The 17,096-nt window shown below is 35.9% G+C and carries 18 protein-coding genes and 1 pseudogene; 9 read left to right on the forward strand and 10 right to left on the reverse strand.

Translation table 11 applies throughout. The features are described from left to right. Positions 1-2: 2 nt before the first annotated feature. The 4 genes from DRF65_RS00845 to DRF65_RS00855 all read right to left on the reverse strand — a co-directional run bounded on the left by DRF65_RS00845 (position 3) and on the right by DRF65_RS00855 (position 3,817). On the reverse strand, positions 3-1,730 hold the full coding sequence (locus DRF65_RS00845) for an HAD-IIIC family phosphatase (protein WP_115968077.1): 1,728 nt from the start codon (positions 1,728-1,730) through the stop codon (positions 3-5). 15 nt (positions 1,731-1,745) lie between these two features. After that, the gene (locus tag DRF65_RS29075; RefSeq protein WP_259080860.1) at positions 1,746-1,868 is read right to left on the reverse strand and encodes a hypothetical protein; all 123 of its coding nucleotides are present in this window, start codon (positions 1,866-1,868) and stop codon (positions 1,746-1,748) included. A 33-nt stretch (positions 1,869-1,901) separates the two neighbouring features. After that, on the reverse strand, positions 1,902-2,921 hold the full coding sequence (locus tag DRF65_RS00850; RefSeq protein ID WP_115968078.1) for an acyltransferase family protein: 1,020 nt from the start codon (positions 2,919-2,921) through the stop codon (positions 1,902-1,904). A gap of 125 nt (positions 2,922-3,046) precedes the next feature. Beyond that, positions 3,047-3,817: a class I SAM-dependent methyltransferase gene (locus DRF65_RS00855; RefSeq protein WP_228438428.1), complete on the reverse strand. Its 771-nt coding sequence runs from the start codon at positions 3,815-3,817 to the stop codon at positions 3,047-3,049. Between the two features lie 268 nt (positions 3,818-4,085). Between DRF65_RS00855 and DRF65_RS00860 the strand changes: the two genes are divergently transcribed. After that, positions 4,086-4,925, forward strand: coding sequence for a glycosyltransferase family 2 protein (locus DRF65_RS00860; RefSeq protein WP_115968081.1), 840 nt, complete (start codon positions 4,086-4,088; stop codon positions 4,923-4,925). Continuing rightward, complete coding sequence (locus tag DRF65_RS00865; RefSeq protein ID WP_115968636.1) at positions 4,925-6,085, forward strand: glycosyltransferase; 1,161 nt, start codon at positions 4,925-4,927, stop codon at positions 6,083-6,085. Before DRF65_RS00860 ends, DRF65_RS00865 begins: the two co-directional genes overlap by 1 nt. Here DRF65_RS00865 and DRF65_RS00870 read toward each other — a convergent pair whose 3' ends face one another. The 3 genes from DRF65_RS00870 to DRF65_RS00880 are packed head-to-tail and all read right to left on the reverse strand — an operon-like array spanning position 6,086 to position 8,079. After that, complete coding sequence (locus DRF65_RS00870; protein ID WP_115968083.1) at positions 6,086-6,844, reverse strand: SDR family NAD(P)-dependent oxidoreductase; 759 nt, start codon at positions 6,842-6,844, stop codon at positions 6,086-6,088. Beyond that, positions 6,844-7,077, reverse strand: a complete 234-nt coding sequence (locus tag DRF65_RS00875; RefSeq protein WP_115968084.1) for a phosphopantetheine-binding protein — start codon at positions 7,075-7,077, stop codon at positions 6,844-6,846. The genes DRF65_RS00870 and DRF65_RS00875 overlap by 1 nt, the downstream gene beginning before the upstream one ends. 27 nt (positions 7,078-7,104) lie before the next feature. Then, entirely contained in the window at positions 7,105-8,079 is a 975-nt protein-coding gene (locus tag DRF65_RS00880; RefSeq protein ID WP_115968086.1) for a 3-oxoacyl-ACP synthase III family protein, read from the reverse strand. Between the two features lie 137 nt (positions 8,080-8,216). Between DRF65_RS00880 and DRF65_RS00885 the strand changes: the two genes are divergently transcribed. From DRF65_RS00885 to DRF65_RS00895, 3 genes are all read left to right on the forward strand, one after another. Further along, on the forward strand, positions 8,217-8,693 hold the full coding sequence (locus DRF65_RS00885; RefSeq protein ID WP_228438430.1) for an acyltransferase: 477 nt from the start codon (positions 8,217-8,219) through the stop codon (positions 8,691-8,693). 254 nt (positions 8,694-8,947) lie between these two features. Continuing rightward, positions 8,948-10,093, forward strand: a complete 1,146-nt coding sequence (locus tag DRF65_RS00890) for a glycosyltransferase (RefSeq protein ID WP_115968089.1) — start codon at positions 8,948-8,950, stop codon at positions 10,091-10,093. A gap of 11 nt (positions 10,094-10,104) precedes the next feature. Further along, positions 10,105-10,662: a serine O-acetyltransferase gene (locus DRF65_RS00895; protein ID WP_115968090.1), complete on the forward strand. Its 558-nt coding sequence runs from the start codon at positions 10,105-10,107 to the stop codon at positions 10,660-10,662. Here DRF65_RS00895 and DRF65_RS00900 read toward each other — a convergent pair. After that, entirely contained in the window at positions 10,659-11,267 is a 609-nt protein-coding gene (locus DRF65_RS00900) for a DUF2306 domain-containing protein (RefSeq protein ID WP_115968092.1), read from the reverse strand. The two genes, DRF65_RS00895 and DRF65_RS00900, sit on opposite strands and share 4 nt — an antisense overlap. A gap of 114 nt (positions 11,268-11,381) precedes the next feature. Next, positions 11,382-12,497, reverse strand: coding sequence for a helix-turn-helix domain-containing protein (locus tag DRF65_RS00905; RefSeq protein ID WP_115968093.1), 1,116 nt, complete (start codon positions 12,495-12,497; stop codon positions 11,382-11,384). 389 nt (positions 12,498-12,886) lie between these two features. Here DRF65_RS00905 and DRF65_RS00910 point away from each other — a divergent pair, with 389 nt between their 5' ends. From DRF65_RS00910 to DRF65_RS00925, 4 genes and pseudogenes are all read left to right on the forward strand, one after another. Beyond that, positions 12,887-13,555, forward strand: coding sequence for a carbonic anhydrase (locus tag DRF65_RS00910; RefSeq protein WP_115968095.1), 669 nt, complete (start codon positions 12,887-12,889; stop codon positions 13,553-13,555). Between the two features lie 22 nt (positions 13,556-13,577). Further along, positions 13,578-13,877 carry a hypothetical protein gene (locus DRF65_RS00915; protein WP_115968096.1) on the forward strand — a complete coding sequence of 100 codons (300 nt, stop codon included), beginning with the start codon at positions 13,578-13,580 and terminating at the stop codon, positions 13,875-13,877. Positions 13,878-14,023: 146 nt separating this feature from the next. After that, positions 14,024-15,616, forward strand: coding sequence for a SulP family inorganic anion transporter (locus DRF65_RS00920; RefSeq protein ID WP_115968098.1), 1,593 nt, complete (start codon positions 14,024-14,026; stop codon positions 15,614-15,616). 41 nt (positions 15,617-15,657) lie between these two features. Then, positions 15,658-16,299 (forward strand): annotated as a pseudogene (locus tag DRF65_RS00925) (carbonic anhydrase family protein); the annotation flags it as partial. A 170-nt stretch (positions 16,300-16,469) separates the two neighbouring features. Here the strand turns inward: DRF65_RS00925 and pth are convergent. Continuing rightward, complete coding sequence (gene pth / locus DRF65_RS00930; protein WP_115968101.1) at positions 16,470-17,033, reverse strand: aminoacyl-tRNA hydrolase; 564 nt, start codon at positions 17,031-17,033, stop codon at positions 16,470-16,472. Positions 17,034-17,096: the final 63 nt, after the last annotated feature.

A 17,096-nucleotide genomic window follows, 5' to 3' on the forward strand; every position in this document is an offset into this window, starting at 1 on the left:
TTTTATAGTTTATGATTAATATATACTTGTTTGTTTTTGTAGTCCTCTACATCCAGCACCCATCGTTCATCCTTTTCTGTGAAGCCCAATCCTTCATAATGATCCATAACCATTTGGTTCTTCGCCGTTGGAATAAACTCTCCTTCTACATATCTATATCCGTTTTTCCGGGCGACATCTAAAATCGTATTTAAAGTAAAGTCTTCCATTCCCCTTTTCAGAACACGGCAACTCATCAGCCATGTATCTATAAAGAGTGTTTCCTGATCTTTCTTTTCAAGAACAATTACACAGATCAGTCCATTATCACCATACTTATCTTCGAGAGTAAAAGAAATGGTATAATGAGCATCTGAATTCATCAATTCTTCAACGTCCTGTTCCGTATACCTTATTGTCCTCAGGTTAAACTGATTGGAACGTTGTGTTAATTGGGAAACTCTCGGTTTTGAAAAACTATTGAATGCCTGAACATCGGAAACCATATGAAGACTCTTAAGAAAATCTTCAACGTTCGTGAATCGCTCTACATCAACAATCCTCTGGGCTTCTACCTGATACTGTTTCGTTCTTTCAGCATCATTTTCTGAAAAGCTTGCTGTTTCGAAAAGATTTAAGCCGTAAAGGTATTCCAGATATTCTGCGGGATCTTCCGGAAGTTCCAGAACACAAACCTCAGGCAGGTTTTCTCTTACAATATTCCTTTCAAACGGGTTATCATCCAGAAATACCATAGAATCAAATCCTATATTCAGAATTCCCTGAATTTTCCTGATATTATCTGCCTTATTCTCCCAATTGGCAACAAAAACAGCAATATCATCAAGCTTAAGAACCATGTCAGGATGTTTCTCGAAAGGCTCTTTGGCTTTATCTTCATCATTTTTACTGCAGACAGCAAGGATCACTCCTCTTTGCTGAAGGGCCTTCACCCAATATTGGAATTCTGTAAATGCTTTTCCGATCCCAAAACTTCCAATCTGTATTTTTTCAAGGCCATCATCACCAATAATCCCGCCCCAGGTCGTATTATCCAGATCAAGAATCAGACACTTTTTAAATTTACCTTCCAATGAAGAAATGATTCCGGTAATATGATGAGCTACAATGGGTAATACATCCAGAGACAGCACCATTTCCGTATTCACATAGATATTAGGAGAAAACATAAAATCTCTTCCCCATTTATTCTGAATGGAAACCAGATCTGCAATAAAAAAATTATCATTTTTAAATGCAATTTCTGCTGAAAGAAGATAATTAAGTTTATTCTGCTGGAAAACAAATGAGGACTCTACCTTATTGGAAAAATTCCCAAAAACCTGATTATTGATCAATGGAAAATTACAGTAGATTACTCTGCTTTTGCTTCGTTCCTGTATCGTTTTATATAACTCTGTCACATAAACAAGCTTATTTTCTGCAAAGCAAACCTGAGGATCATATGATTTGTAATACTGAGCCAATAACTTATGAGACGATTCAAAAATGATCGTATAATGAGCATTGAATTCATAGTATTCAGATGTTGGATCCAGAATCTGACGGGAAATCTGCCCGAAATCAGCCTCAAAGATTTCAAATTCAAAACCTTCATTTATTGCGGTTCCTTTTAAGGCAACATTCAGGAATTGAGTTGCGGTATCGCCCAGCAGAGCAATTTTTATTTTTTTTAATCCTTTGGAATCTTTACGAAGTTCTTTTTTAAGCTCCGAAAATGTTTTATACATAAATATTCTTTTTTATTAAAACATCAATGTATGCTCTCCCGGCACTGAAAGCGTTTTTTTATTATATTCCTGACCAATGAATTTCTGTATCAGATCTTCATCTGAAATATAAATGTTGGGAACCATTCTCATTTCCATAATTGTGTTGCTTTGTTACAAAAATAAAGATTTTTATCTGATTTTCAACTTTTTCAGATAATCTCTCAGTGGTTTTTCAATACACTGATAAAACAAAATAGAAGTCAGGATAACAACGATTATATAAATCCCAAATACAGTATCAATAGAAAAATTATACTTACGCACCAATTCTCTCAGAATATAAAGAACAGGAATATGCGTAATATACACCGCATAACTTGCCTCACCGAGATATTCCAGAGGTTTCAAAGAAAACAGCTTCGTTAAGATCCCATTATTCTTTGATATTAAAATAATAAGCGGAATAAAAAAGACAGCCATCAACCCATTATGATAAAATACAGGAAGGAAAATCAATGATAACAATACAAGTCCGAAAATAATAATTACAGGAATATCATAATTCTTCTGCCCTGAATTTTTCACAAAAAAAAGTCCCGCAAGGTTTCCCACTAAAAATTCATTGATATGCATCAGCGGAAAATAATACAACAGCTCATGGCTTCTTGTATGAGGTCCTTTATAATAAGATGAATCAGCATAGAGACTGCAGAATACCTGTGTAACGATCCAGATAATAACTGTTATCACCCAGATCCTTTTATTTCCTTTAGAATAAAAATAATTATACAGAAAGGGAAACAAAAGATAAAACAGAAGTTCTACAGAAATAGACCAACCGGGAAAATTCACAATCATGCCTTTCAAAACCCAACTCTGAAACCCGGACAGATATAAAATGCATTCATAAAGAGTGGAACTGGAATATCTGGTCACCAAATACAGCAAAAGCCCCAGTACATACAGAGGATAAATTTTTGCAAACCTGTTTTTATAGTAATCAGAATATTCGATCTTATCTTTTCTATGGTAAGCCACAATCATAATAAAACCTGAAAGAATGAAGAAGTAGCTGACTCCTACATTTGCTTTCAGGAATATATTGGATATATAATCAATTTTATATAAAAACAGATCTTTATTGAAATGGGAAATAACAATCGCCATTGCTGCAAGAAATCTGGTAAACGTTATCTGGCTGATTCTCATAAAACTCTTAAACAGCCGTATTATAAATTGTGTATGAAGATTTTGTCATCCAGAAATCTTTAACTATAGGCTCATGATATTTTTATCCGAATAGAATAACAAAAGAAATTATCCCTGCTATGAAACTATTTAATAAAAACACCTATATATTTCCCTTCGTATTCAACTACTGTGGTCCCTATATTATTTTTTTCACAAAAATCCTGATAGGCAGAATTATCACCAATATCATCACTGATGAACACACCACCTTTCTTTAAATGACTGTAAAGCTCATCATATGCCCACATTCTTCCATTATAGCTCTTATCAGAATCATAGTGAAGAACATCAAAGACCGTATTTTCTGCAAAGATCTTCGGCAATGATTCCTTATCAGCAAAACGAAATAACTTCCAGTTGCCTTTAAGCGTTTCAGGAACTACATACCCTACATATTGATCTCCATCCTGTGCAAGATAAGGCATATCTGAACTGTATAGCGTTCCATTTCTTTTTACCAGAGATAAAAGTGATGCCAGTGAAGACCATCCGTATGCTACACCTGTTTCCACCACATGCTGAGCATTTGTAAACTCACACGCATAGTAGATCAGCTCCAAAGCTCCGGGGCCACCCATTTTTACGGGACAATCCTTTTCTCTTTGGCTAGCCTTTGCTAAAATTTCCTGATAATCACTACGAAAAGCATCTGTTCCAAGCCCAAAAAGCTTTGAAACGGCTTCTTTCTGAGATACTGCCCTTTCGGCTGCCCAGGAATTCGTTTTTTCCTTCCCTTTAAAAGCATTGCCTCTGTTGACTGTATTTTTAATAATTTTCCGGCCTAATTCCGGATAAAGGTCGGGTCTTTTCAGATATCCGATAAATGTTTTGAGAACTCTTGTTATTTCACTCACTGTGTTATCTTTATAATAAAGCAAAAATAAAGATTTTTTTTTCATTTATATAAAAACAGATTATATTTGTGTAACTCAAGTGAAAAAGCATTACCCTATCCCTATTATGAAAGATGCCAGTTTATCATCAGGATCTCATTGTTCAATGAACCCTTTTTTATCAGAATATTTTCTGGAATATCTGCCGGCAATACCTGATAAAAATAACAAGTCCTGTAATCTTTACACTCAGACTGAAATTAATGCTCAACACTCTTTATAACTCAATATGAAGTTTTCCGTACTCATCGCTCACTACAACAATGCAGTATTGTTCAGGGACTGTTATGATTCTCTGCAGAAACAGACCTATGCTGACTGGGAAGCAGTTATTGTAGATGATGCCTCTTCAGAAAATGAAAAAAAGCAGATAAAAGCTATCATTGCAGGAGATGAAAGATTTAAGTTTTTTGAAAATGAAAAAAACAGTGGCGTAGGTGTTACAAAAAGCAGACTTATAGAGCTGGCTACCGGAGAGATTTGTGGTTTTGTAGATCCTGATGATGCCCTACTTCCCACAGCTATCGAAAAGGCTGTTCAGGTTTTTAAAAATAAAAAGAAAGTAGTACTTACCTACTCCCGCTTTATGGGATGCGATAAAGATCTGAAGCCTATTGCACCTTTTAAATCTGCCATGCAGGTAAGAAACGGAGATCCGTATTTCTTCAATTATCCCAATCAGATCAATCATTTTGTAACCTTCAGAAAGGAGGTCTATGAAAAGACGGAAAAAATGAATCCGGAATTAAGGATAGCAGAAGATCAGGACCTTTACTTAAAAATGTATGAAAAAGGGGACGTTTATTTTATAGATGACACCAATTATCTTTACAGAGCCCACTCTGGAGGTATTTCTCAGAATAACAACAAAGGTAAATCTTACGATTATTTTGCACAGGTTGTCCTGGCAACGATGAAAAGAAGGAACCTTACAAGCATCAACGGAAAAAAGATTCCGGAAAAGTACACCAACCATCAGGAGATCTTTGCTCTTTTAGAATATCAGCACGGAATTTGGTACAGGATAAAGAAAAATATAGCAATCACATTACAAAAACTTTTCAGATAATGTCAGAAAACAAGAAAATACAGGTTCTTTTCAGGCACCGCTCTATGGAAATGGGAGGGGTGGAAAAAGTTATTTTGAGCATGCTCAATAACCTTAATCCTGACAAATTTGACATTACGGTCTGCCTGAATCTGAACCAGGGAGAACTGAAAGATGAATTTCCAAAACATGTAAAAAAAGTATACCTGACGGAAGGAAAGGAAGATTTTTCACAAAATCCCCTTATTCATAAACTTCAGCTCATCCGCCGAAGACTGAAACTGTCAAGAGCATTGAAAGATCATAAGATATCCGACCGTATCCTGGGGAATAAAAAATTTGATATTGAGATTGCTCCAACTTATGCTGCTTTCTCATCCGTAATTCATTCCAGTAATAGAGTTTCAAAAAAAATAGGCTGGTTCCACTCTGAAATCAATATTCCGGGAATGAAGCCATTAGTTTCAGATATTCTTAAAAACTTCCCTCAGTTTGACCATATGATCTACTGTTCTCAAAAGATCAAAGACATCATGCATCAATCTTACCCGGATCTGCAATATCCATCTGAGAGTGTAGTGATTAATGCTATTCCTATTGAAGAAATTAAAAGGAAAGCAGAAGAAAAAATAACCGATTTTCCTAAAGGGCCGGTTTTTGTTTCTGTAGGCCGTCTTCATACAAGAAAAGGGTATCATAAGCTTATTGACGCTCACAAAAAACTTATGGATGAAGGGTTTAAACACAGCGTCATGGTTGTGGGTAATGGTGAAGAAATGAAAAATCTGACAGAACAGATTCAAGCCAATAATGTGCAGGATACCTTTATTTTATGTGGAAATAGAATGAATCCTTATCCTTACATCAAAAATGCAGATTACTTCATCCTTTCCTCAGAATCAGAGGCCTGGCCGCTGGTTGTTGCAGAAGCATTAATTCTTCAGACTCCCATTATTGCAACAGATACCGGCGATGTAGGAGTAATGGTAAGAGACAGGGAAACCGGATATCTCATCAATTATGACACAAATGAGATGTATGAAGCAATGAAAACATTTCTGACAGATCCGGAACTTGTTTCCCATATCAGAAAAAATCTCGAAACTATAGAAGACCAATTTGATAATCAGAAGATTTTCAATGCCGTGGAAGAGATCATTGAAAATCTTTATCAAAAATAATTATTGGGCAGAGTATCCTCCGTCTACAACCAGATTTGAGCCTGTTATCCATCTTGCAGCATCAGAAAGCAAGAAAATACAGGCATTTGCCACATCTTCAGGTTTTCCAATTCCAAGCGGATGCTTTTTAAGGATTTCCTCAGCAGCATCTTCACCAATGTTTTCAAACATTTTCTCCAGAATTGGAGTATTCACCATTGCCGGACTGATACTGTTGACCCTAATATTACTTCTTGAAAGCTCCATGGCCATAGAGCGTGCGCCTGAAATTACAGCTCCTTTACTCGATGAGTAGGCAGCCTTTCCGATTTCACCCACTATTCCTGCTACAGAGGATATAAATACAAAACTGGAAGTTTCGGTTTTATATTTTTTAAGGGATAAAACTTTCGCGATTTCAAAACCTGCAATTACATTCACCGCAAAGATATCCTGATACAACTGAGGCGTATGTTTTTTAAGTGGCAATGTTTTTTCCACTCCTGCACAGTGGATAAATCCAGCAATCTTACCCAAAATTGAGACCTTTTCAGCAATTAATTCTTCAAGATTTTCACATTGTGCGATATCAGCAATAATAGTTTCTACTTTAGTGTCCTGAGCCAGCATGGATACCGTTTTCTGCAGTTCTTCATCATTCCTTGCAATAAGGATAAGACTGGCGCCACTTTTACTGCATTCTACAGAACAGCTTCTCCCGATCCCGGAAGAAGCCCCTGTAATAAGAATTATTTTATTTTCTAATGAAAACTGATTCATTAATCTTCAAAGTTTTCTTTACCAATAAGATCTCTCAGATCTGAAACAGTTTCAATATCCTTAAATTGTTTTGTATCAATTTTTTTATTGAAATTTTCGTCTACAAAAGCGATAACGGAAAGTAAGCTGATAGAGTCATAGCTTTCTAATGCTTTCAGATTCGTTTCTAATGTAAGCGTTTCATCTTCTTCCAATTCTTCTTGTAATTTTTCTAAAAAAACGGATGTCTTCATATATTTTTTATTTTATGATGTTAATAATTAAATTTCCAATATCGTTGCGCCCCATGAATATCCCACTCCAAAACCGGCCAGTAAAACCTTATCTCCTTCCTTCAGTATTCCCTTGTTCATCATATTTTTCAGAGCAATCGGAATAGTGGCAGAAACGGTATTTCCTGTTTTTTCCATATCAATATAGAACTTTTCTGCAGGAATTTTGGTCTTTTTCCTCAAGTAGTTCAGCATGAATGAATTGGCCTGATGAAAGACAAAATGATCAATATCATCCATTGTCAGCCCATTCACTTCCATCGTTTCCTTTACCAGCCCGGGAATATTTTCAATCGTGAAATTAAAAATCTCTGGTCCGTTCATATAAAGATTTTCCGGTGAAAACTCATTTTCAGGGTTCAGTTCAAAATCTGTTCTGAATGCTCCTTTTTTAACAATAAGATTTTCTGCTCCACTGCCATCTGTACCCAGGCAGAATTTATAATCACTGCCGCTTTCAGACTTTTCAACAATTGCCGAGGCCGAGGCATCCCCGAATATACTTCGGTTCCCTTTATCTTTTGGATTAATATGCTTGGTATAGGTTTCTGAGGTAACCAATAAAATATGCTGGGCAATTCCAGCTGCAATTAAGCCTTTGGCAAACGCCAGTCCATATACAAATCCGGAACATCCAAGATTAAAATCCATGGCTCCGATATTTTTTCTCAGCCCAAGCTTATCCTGCAAAATACAGGCTGTAGTAGGAAGGAAGTAATCCGGACTTTGGGTACAGAAAAGAATAAAGTCTATCTTATTCCTGTCATAGTTTTCAAAAAGCCTTTCGGATGATTTCACGGCAAGGTCCAGTACCGTTTCGTTTTCTGATGAGATGTGACGCTGTGCGATGCCTACTTTTTCATGGATCCTTTCGGAACTCCATTCAGGGAACTCTTTTTCCAAATCCTCGTTGGTAAGAACCAGCTCCGGCAAATAATATTCTATTTTGGAAACTTTTATCATATAAATTCTTTTTCTTTGCAAAAGTAAAAAACAAATTTACAATAATGATCTTCATATACCGAATAGTACTGAAAATACATTCTGTCTACCATACTTTCTTAAACAAAGCAAGTTTGGAGGCGGCAAAATATCGTGGTATGAAAGTAGGAAAAAATTTCAATATGCCGGACAAAATTTATTTTGGTACGGAACCTTATCTTATTGAAATTGGTGATAACGTCAATATTGCTGCTGGGGTAAGATTCGTGAACCACGGCGGGACAACTACTCTTTTGAGAAAACTTCCCGGATATGAGGATGCCAGAATCATGGGCAGAATCAAAATCGGAAATAACTGTACAATAGGGATCAACGGTGTCATTACTCAGGATGTACAAATCGGAAACAACTGTATTTTGGGAGCCAATTCTGTTCTGTCCCAATCTATGCCGGATAATACTGTATTCATTGGTAATCCGGCCCAGTTCCTTTGTACCATTGAGGATTATGGAGATATCGTTTTAAAAAATAATCCAGACTATCCGAGAGAACTGGAAAAAGACCGTAAAAAGCTTGACGAATATATTAAAGCTAATCTTCCTCATAAATATAAAAAGGCAAGAAGAATCAGATAATCAGATCTTCTGAAATAAGAAAACGTATATTTTCACCTATCCATTCATTTCCTTCTTTTATTTCTTCCGGAAAGGCTTTTATTTAACAATAATTTATATTCTTTCTGAACGTAAACATCGTTTTTTTTATATTTTTGTAAGCCACCCTCAAAAATTACCGGTGTGCATAACAGAAAAATATTTATTTAAAAACTGGTTTTTCCTTAATAAGGATAAATCTGCAAATATTTTTCACAGAATATAAAGACCTCTGAATGAAAAAAAAGATTCTTATACGTATCGGATCCCTCCGCCATGGTGGTGCAGAAAAAGTTTTAGTGAATTTTCTTAAAAACCTTCCCGAAGACAAATATGAAGTTGACTTATTAATCAATCTCTATACAGGAATGTACATTAAGGAAGTTCCGTCATGGGTAAAACTGCACTATCTTCTGAAAGGAGAAATGATTACCACCAACAGGCCTCATGAAATTCCGGTAAAGGCATTCAGGGTACTTTATCAGAAAATGTTCCTGCTGTTTCCTTCCTTACTGTATAAGTTCGTCTTAAAAAACAAAAAATACGATGTAGAAATTGCAGCCATCCATGGGATGTACCAAGAACTTTTATCCAGCCCGCAAAAGGATTCCAAAAAGATCATCTGGATTCAGAATGATATATTTAATCTGAAAGAATATACTCCGGATGTCATCAGGCAGCTTTTCAGATTTGACAGAATATTAGTGATTTCCAATAAACTGAAGGAAGAAATGCAGAAATCAGCACATAATGAAAAGGAAAAACAGGCTGTTGTTAAAATCTTCAATCCCATTGACAGACAGGATACACTACAGAAGGCTGATGTTCCCATCAATGATTTCCCATTCTCCAAAGATCTTCCAACCTTTGTAACCATAGGAACCGTATATCCCCAAAAAGGCTATGACAGGCTTCTTGATGTTCATAAGAAATTAATGGATGAAGGTTTTAAACATCAGATCATCATTATAGGAGACGGTTTTGATTTTGAAAATATTCAGGCTAAACTCAACCAACTTGGACTTCAGGAAACGGTAAAAATGCTTGGTTTCAGAAGTAATCCTTATCCTTATCTTAAACAATCCGATTTTTATGTAATGTCTTCCCGACATGAGGGCTTCCCTACTATTATTGCAGAAGCTCTTATTCTGAATAAACCGGTAGTTTCAACCGATGTTTCGGGGATAAAAGACCTGCTTCAGGATGGAAAACTTGGTCTCATTACTTCCAATTCAGAAGAGGGAATTTATGAAGGAATGAAAAAAATCTTAACTACCCATGAACTTGCCGGACAATATGAGAAGGAGATTGCCAATACTGATCTTCCGTTCGTTCTTGAAAAATCGGTAGCTCATCTACAGGAGATCATTGATAACGTATAAAATATTTTGTTATGCCAGAGTATACAGCAATACAGAAAGATTTTTACAGGGAAAGCGGGCAATGGCTTTCCACTTTTGGGATTTGGAAAAAGTGTATTAATCCCAATCTCCATTATCTCTATATTCTCAGAAAAGCACAGAAATATCACCAAAAATCTATTTCCGGCCTATTCTGGAAATTGGTTTTAAGACATTATCAGATCAAATACGGATTTCAGATCTACCCGGAAACCCAGATTGGCGAAGGTTTATATCTGGGACATTGGGGAGCACTGGTCATCAATCCTAAAGCTAAAATCGGTAAAAACTGTAATATTGCCCAAGGGGTAACCATAGGACAGCAGAACAGAGGAAAAAATGAAGGCTATCCCATTATCGGAGATGAAGTGTGGATAGGTCCTAATGCCGTTATTGTAGGAAATATAAACATTGGAAGTAATGTACTGATTGCTCCCAACGCTTATGTTAATTTTGATGTTCCCGGGGATTCAATGGTCATGGGAAATCCCGGTAAGATTTATCCTGCAGAAAATGCAACACAAGGCTACATCAACAATAAGGTTCTTTAGTCAGTATTAAGATTCTTTTTATTAATAAAATAGGCTACCAATACATTGGGAAGCCAACATAACCATGCTACTGCAAGATACGAGTTATCAGGATCCTGTGTGAGATTTTTCAACAAAGGATACCAAAGTCTTAATGTCACTGCAGCAAAGGTACAGGCATAGCTGTAAATCATAAACTGCTGATGCTTCATCACATTTCCCTTTCTGATCTGAATAAGGGCAACTAATGTAGAAATGAGCCATACCAATCCCAAAGAGATAAATCCGGCAGATGATATAATTCCTCCATTAGCATATATCCCCATATAAATAGCGGAGACAGAACTTATGAAAACAGAAACAACATAGGTTTTTCCAATTATCCGGTGAAGCCTCAGATGCTTATTTCGAAACTTAATACCAAACTGACGCCAGCCGATAAAAAGGGAAATCCCCCCGAAAATAATATGGGCAAAAAATGCTGATTTCCAGATTTCGTTTTGAAGAACTTCCGAAGGTTTAGATCCCAGAAAAGTATTTTTATGTTCAACGAAAACATAAATCAATGGATACAAACTTATTATCAAAGCAAAAATACAGATGATAACGAATAAGAATTGCTTCATAGCAGTTGGTTAATTTTTCTGTAAAAATGAGGAGAAAAAACTGTTCAATTATGCCAAAATGAAAGGTGGAACAAATGCCCAGACACTAATTACCAAATATTTACACAAAATAACTTATTCTATATCAAAATTAAGGTTCTTTAAAAATTCTCTTGGTGAACAGTCCATATATTTTTTAAAACTCCTGTTAAACGAAGTCTTTGAATTAAAACCACTTTCAAATGCCAGAGATAAAATGGTGTATTTCTGATTTTCAGGAAGTACAGCAATTCTTTTAAATTCTTCAATCCGTTGCCGGTTAATATAATCGTAAAAATTTTTGTTTTCCATTGAATTAATAACCTGAGATAATATGTTGGGATGAACATCGAGCAGTTTTGCAACATGATTTAGGTTCAGATCCGGATTCATGTACAGTTTTTCATGCTCCATTTTATATATAAGCTTACTATAAATAGCTTTTATAACCTCATCTCCCGGAGAATTTTTCTGATACTTTACCACTTCATTATCAGAATATTTTTCATCCTCTACAGTATCTAAAACAGGTAAATTAAGAATACCTACACGGCTGATCCCGAAATAAGCCGCTACCAGAATAAACAGAACAACCATAGAAAAAATAAGAATATTATTTCTTATAATAACAGCAATCCATATCAGGGCAATTCCGGTAATCAAATAATATGACCAATTCAGGTTAATTTTCTCCGTATTGGAAAATTGATTGGCAATTTTTTTCTTGTATTTCCTTACCGCAAGGAGACTTAGTCCCACATATAAAACTCCGGAGAAAATCATTAAAACCTTAATAATATTACTTAATACTTCATATCCCCTACCCTTATTCTGATATACCTCCACCTTTGCCTGAGGAGACAGCATCAGAAATTGAAGTAAGCTAATATAAATCATCAAAATGGGCAACCAATGCAGCAGCCAAATCTTTTTGCCAGAATTCCTGCCCGTTATCCCCAAAATGTACAAATACAACATAGGACCATGCATAAAAGGAAACGGAATTTCAAATCCAATGAGATAAGGAAATTTCAAATAGCCCTCAGCACGAAATAATACAAAAAAAACAAGATGAGCTCCTATAATCAAAAACCATATTGCTAAAAGAAAATCATCTGTTTTCTTTTCCCGCTTCCCTAATATGAGAAAAGATGAAAAACAGGCAATAAAAATTCCTGCCCAATATAATATTCCCAGATCAAAATCTTCCATTAAGGCTACCCATTTAAAATCAGGACCTTAATTTATTCATTTTTTGACAGCAAATAGTATTTATCTTCAACGGATTAATCATCTGTTCTTCTATACAGAATAAAAATTTAAAAATATTTTAATCTTCAGGTCTCATTTTTTGGTTTATACTTTGTAATTTTATCTTAGTTTTTAAACGTTTGAATTATTGAGAAATCATGATGCACTCTAAGACAAAGTATACCGGAATATTAGACATGACTTTAAGCATATTTTAATATTAAACTTTGTTAAAAGTGGATAGTTTTTCTCCAAAAAGTATATTTTTGCATAATTATTGATTCAGTCTATTGAATTCGAAAATAATTTAAACGAAATAAATAATTATAAACCTTTTTAAATTTAAAATTATGTCACAATCGTACGAGGTTATTTTTGAAAACAACAAAAAATGGGTAGAATCTAAAATTGAGAAAGATCCAAATTTCTTCCATGAACTGGCAAAAACTCAGCATCCTGACTATTTGTATATCGGATGTTCAGACAGCAGAGCAACAGCGGAAGAATTAATGGGTGCAAAACCAGGAGAAGTTTTTGTTCACAGAAATATCGCCAATATCGTAAATACTTTAGACATGAGCTCCACAGCCGTTATTCAATATGCTGTAGAACATCTTAAAGTAAAACACATTGTGGTATGTGGGCATTACAACTGTGGTGGTGTAAAAGCTGCGATGACTCCCCAGGATTTAGGATTACTGAATCCATGGCTGAGAAACATCCGTGACGTTTACAGATTGCACCAGGCTGAACTGGATTCTATCAAAGATGAAGATAAACGTTATGACAGACTTGTTGAACTTAACGTTCAGGAGCAGTGTATTAACGTCATCAAAATGGCCTGTGTACAGGAAAGGTATATTTTAGAAGAACAACCTATTGTACATGGCTGGGTATTTGACCTTAGAACAGGAAAGATCATTGATCTTGAAATTGATTTTGAGAAAATCTTAAAAGACATTCAGAAGATCTATAACCTTACAGGTTCCGATTGGGTAATGAGCAAAAAAACCAAGTAGTTTTTTTAAAAAGAAATGTGAAATGAAATTCTGGAGTATTATTGTATTAACGTTTTTTCTGAATTTTACAGCGCTTCCAAGCATAGCTGCGGTTGCGGGCTGGGATATTCTGAGAACGAATATAATAGTAAATGAAGAAGAACCGCATTCTCACCCGTCCTCATTTATTGTTTACGAAAAGACTATACCCAAGCCTTTGGATGTTTTCGATTATCTGAAATTTTCCGAGCCAGATCCTCAGGCTATGTCTTTTGTGTTGATAGATGATTCCTTTCATCTATCCCCTTTACTTACCATATTTTCTCCGCCTCCGGAAGCTTAATTTTTAAAGTAGTAGTTAGATTTTATAGTTATTCATGCCTTCCAGGTACTGAATAAGCTGTGTATGCTTTGAAAATTAAATTTCCAATCTTTTATAATTGATTATTTAGGAATAAATCAATCGGTTATAATATTTCAAAAAATATCATGAAAAAAACATCATTATTAGGAGGAATCAAGGAGAATTTCCCTTCCGGGCTCGTTGTATTCTTAGTAGCACTTCCTTTGTGCTTAGGAATCGCTCTGGCATCTGGGGCGCCACCATTATCCGGGGTTATTTCCGGGATTGTAGGTGGTCTTGTCGTAGGATTCCTTAGTAATTCAAACATATCGGTTTCCGGGCCTGCTGCAGGTCTTACCGCTATTGTACTTACTGCGATCACTGATCTTGGAGCGTTCGAACTGTTCTTATGTGCAGGGATCATTGCCGGCCTCATCCAATTGGTTTTAGGCTTTGTAAGAGCAGGCAGTATTTCCAATTATTTCCCCAATAACGTTATTGAAGGAATGCTTGCCGCGATCGGTATCATTATTATTTTAAAACAAATTCCCCATGCCTTGGGATTCGATAAAGATTATGAAGGGAACCAGTCTATTTTTAGTAATGGACTGAACTTTGGCTATTTCACAGAACTTTTCGGAGCTATTCATCCGGGAGCTATGATTGTAACGGCAATATCTATAGGAATACTTATCCTCTGGGATAAAATTCCAAGTCTTAAAAGAATGAAAATGCTTCCCGGAGCTTTAGTAGCCGTACTAGCCGGAATATTATTGAATGAACTATTCAAATTATCAGGAAGTGCTTTGGCTATCAGTACGGAACATTTAGTATCATTACCTGTTCCACAAACGCTGGATGACTTTAAAAATCTGATTACAATGCCTGATTTCGGAGGTTTCACCAATCCTAAGGTATGGATCGTAGGAGCAACTATTGCCATTGTAGCTTCTATTGAAACTCTACTTTGTATTGAAGCTTCAGACAGACTAGACACACAGAGAAGAATTACAGACACCAACCTTGAGCTTAAGGCACAGGGTATAGGAAACCTTATAAGTTCATTTATCGGAGGGCTACCAATGACTTCTGTAGTGGTAAGAAGCTCTGCCAATGCCAATGCAGGAGCAACTTCTAAAGTATCAGCTATGATCCACGGTGTTCTTTTATTGGTTTGTGTATTAACGATCCCTTTCATCCTGAATATGATCCCGTTGGCAACTCTTGCCGCCGTGTTGATCCTGGTAGGATATAAACTGGCAAAACCTGCTACCTTCAAACATTTCTGGCATCTTGGAAAATTCCAGTTTGTACCATTCGTAGCAACGGTTGTAGCAGTTGTAGCAACAGACCTGTTAAAAGGAGTGGGAATTGGCCTTGCCATCTCTGTTTTCTATATTCTTCAGGGAAATATGAAAAGAGCTTATTATTTAAGCAGAGAAAAGCTGGATGATGCTGATGGAATCAAGATTAAACTGGCTGAAGAAGTTTCTTTCCTGAATAAGGCAGCTATTAAAAAAACGCTGAAAAACATTAAGGCTAATTCCAATGTTATCATTGATGCCAGAGAAACATCATACATTGCTACCGATGTATTGGAAATGATTCAGGATTTTGCCAATATCCGTGCAAAGGAAGAGGACATCACTGTAGAGTTGCTGGGCTTTAAAACTTCATACAGAGATTATGAAAGAAGCCAGGATTCTCACATTTTAATTACTCATAAAAGAGCAATGTAAGCTCTACTAATTTTTTAAACTTTAACTCAACAAACAATTACAATTATATGAAAGCACATACATACGAAACTCAGTCTACTATTACTCCTGAAAAAGCATTAGAATTTTTAAAGGAAGGAAACCAAAGATTCGTGAATAACCTTAAAGCCAACAGAGACCTTCTTGAGCAGGTAAATGCTACCCGTGAAGGACAGTGGCCTTTTGCAGTAGTATTAAGCTGTATAGACAGCCGTACTTCTGCAGAACTGATCTTCGACCAGGGATTGGGAGATGTTTTCAGTATCAGAATCGCCGGTAATTTTGTGAATCAGGATATTCTGGGTTCTATGGAATTCGGTTGTAACGTTGCAGGCTCTAAGCTGATCGTAGTTCTAGGACACACTAAATGCGGAGCTTTAAAAGGAGGCCTTGATGCAGCTCAGATTGAAGGAATGGGAATGGATAATCTAAACCACTTGATCAATCACTTCAACCCGATCATTAATGATATTATTGAAGAAAATGAAGAACGTTCTTCAAAAAACAGTTCCCTTTTAGAAAGACTGAACCATCAGAACGTAAAGAATGCAATAGAAGATATCCGTAAAGAAAGCTCAACTCTTAAAAGACTTGAAGAAGAAGGTAAAATTAAGATCATTGGAGCTAATTACGACGTTGAAACGGGTGCCGTAAGCTGGTTATAATCCCAACATTTCAGCTAGTTACAAAAAATAGTATATAAATAGAGCATCGCTCAAATAAATTGATTGGAAATTAATTTAAAACACAGCAAAAGGCCATCGGGAATCCGATGGCCTTTATTTTATAATCAAAGCTGATGCAGTATTCCGATCAAAAAATATACATCATTTCTTTATTTCCCATTAAACCCTGACATTGTATTGCTGATTCCTGCAAATACAAAGGAAAGGCTGGCTTTTGAAAAAGTTTCAATTCTTTCAGCAAGCTTTTCAGATTCTTCTTCATTCCATGTACCCAATACATAATCTACCTGACGTCCAGCAGAGAAATCGGCCGATATTCCAAAACGAAGTCTTGCATAGTTTTGAGTCTGCAATACCTCATTGATGTTCTTAAGCCCATTGTGGCCCGCGTCAGAACCTTTCCCCTTCAATCTCAATGTTCCGAAAGGAAGTGCCAGATCATCCGTTATGATCAGTACATTTTCCAGAGGAATATTTTCTTTCTGCATCCAGTATCTCACTGCATTACCGGAGAGATTCATGTATGTATCCGGTTTAAGGACGAAGACTTTTCGTCCTTTATATTTACCTTCTGCCATCCAGCCGAAATTAGCGGTATTAAATGACACCTCCAGTTTTTCTGCTATTTTTTCTGCAACTTTAAAGCCTATATTATGTCTAGTATTTTCATATTCTGAGCCTTTGTTTCCCAGCCCAACAATTAAATATTTCATCAGAAATTTTTTGCAAAATTAAAACATAAAAAATAAAAAACTCAACCTTAAGAAGATTGAGTT

This window comes from Chryseobacterium pennae (assembly GCF_003385515.1).
Lineage (GTDB): Bacteria > Bacteroidota > Bacteroidia > Flavobacteriales > Weeksellaceae > Chryseobacterium > Chryseobacterium pennae.

What these genes read in the sequence shown, in the direction of transcription:
- DRF65_RS00845 (WP_115968077.1), bottom strand. Translation starts at nt 1,730, where the DNA reads ATGTATAAAACATTTTCGGAGCTTAAAAAAGAACTTCGTAAAGATTCC.
- DRF65_RS29075 (WP_259080860.1), bottom strand. Translation starts at nt 1,868, where the DNA reads ATGGAAATGAGAATGGTTCCCAACATTTATATTTCAGATGAAGATCTG.
- DRF65_RS00850 (WP_115968078.1), bottom strand. Translation starts at nt 2,921, where the DNA reads ATGAGAATCAGCCAGATAACGTTTACCAGATTTCTTGCAGCAATGGCG.
- DRF65_RS00860 (WP_115968081.1), top strand. Translation starts at nt 4,086, where the DNA reads ATGAAGTTTTCCGTACTCATCGCTCACTACAACAATGCAGTATTGTTC.
- DRF65_RS00865 (WP_115968636.1), top strand. Translation starts at nt 4,925, where the DNA reads ATGTCAGAAAACAAGAAAATACAGGTTCTTTTCAGGCACCGCTCTATG.
- DRF65_RS00870 (WP_115968083.1), bottom strand. Translation starts at nt 6,844, where the DNA reads ATGAATCAGTTTTCATTAGAAAATAAAATAATTCTTATTACAGGGGCT.
- DRF65_RS00875 (WP_115968084.1), bottom strand. Translation starts at nt 7,077, where the DNA reads ATGAAGACATCCGTTTTTTTAGAAAAATTACAAGAAGAATTGGAAGAA.
- DRF65_RS00880 (WP_115968086.1), bottom strand. Translation starts at nt 8,079, where the DNA reads ATGATAAAAGTTTCCAAAATAGAATATTATTTGCCGGAGCTGGTTCTT.
- DRF65_RS00885 (WP_228438430.1), top strand. Translation starts at nt 8,217, where the DNA reads ATGAAAGTAGGAAAAAATTTCAATATGCCGGACAAAATTTATTTTGGT.
- DRF65_RS00890 (WP_115968089.1), top strand. Translation starts at nt 8,948, where the DNA reads ATGAAAAAAAAGATTCTTATACGTATCGGATCCCTCCGCCATGGTGGT.
- DRF65_RS00895 (WP_115968090.1), top strand. Translation starts at nt 10,105, where the DNA reads ATGCCAGAGTATACAGCAATACAGAAAGATTTTTACAGGGAAAGCGGG.
- DRF65_RS00900 (WP_115968092.1), bottom strand. Translation starts at nt 11,267, where the DNA reads ATGAAGCAATTCTTATTCGTTATCATCTGTATTTTTGCTTTGATAATA.
- DRF65_RS00905 (WP_115968093.1), bottom strand. Translation starts at nt 12,497, where the DNA reads ATGGAAGATTTTGATCTGGGAATATTATATTGGGCAGGAATTTTTATT.
- DRF65_RS00910 (WP_115968095.1), top strand. Translation starts at nt 12,887, where the DNA reads ATGTCACAATCGTACGAGGTTATTTTTGAAAACAACAAAAAATGGGTA.
- DRF65_RS00915 (WP_115968096.1), top strand. Translation starts at nt 13,578, where the DNA reads ATGAAATTCTGGAGTATTATTGTATTAACGTTTTTTCTGAATTTTACA.
- DRF65_RS00920 (WP_115968098.1), top strand. Translation starts at nt 14,024, where the DNA reads ATGAAAAAAACATCATTATTAGGAGGAATCAAGGAGAATTTCCCTTCC.
- pth (WP_115968101.1), bottom strand. Translation starts at nt 17,033, where the DNA reads ATGAAATATTTAATTGTTGGGCTGGGAAACAAAGGCTCAGAATATGAA.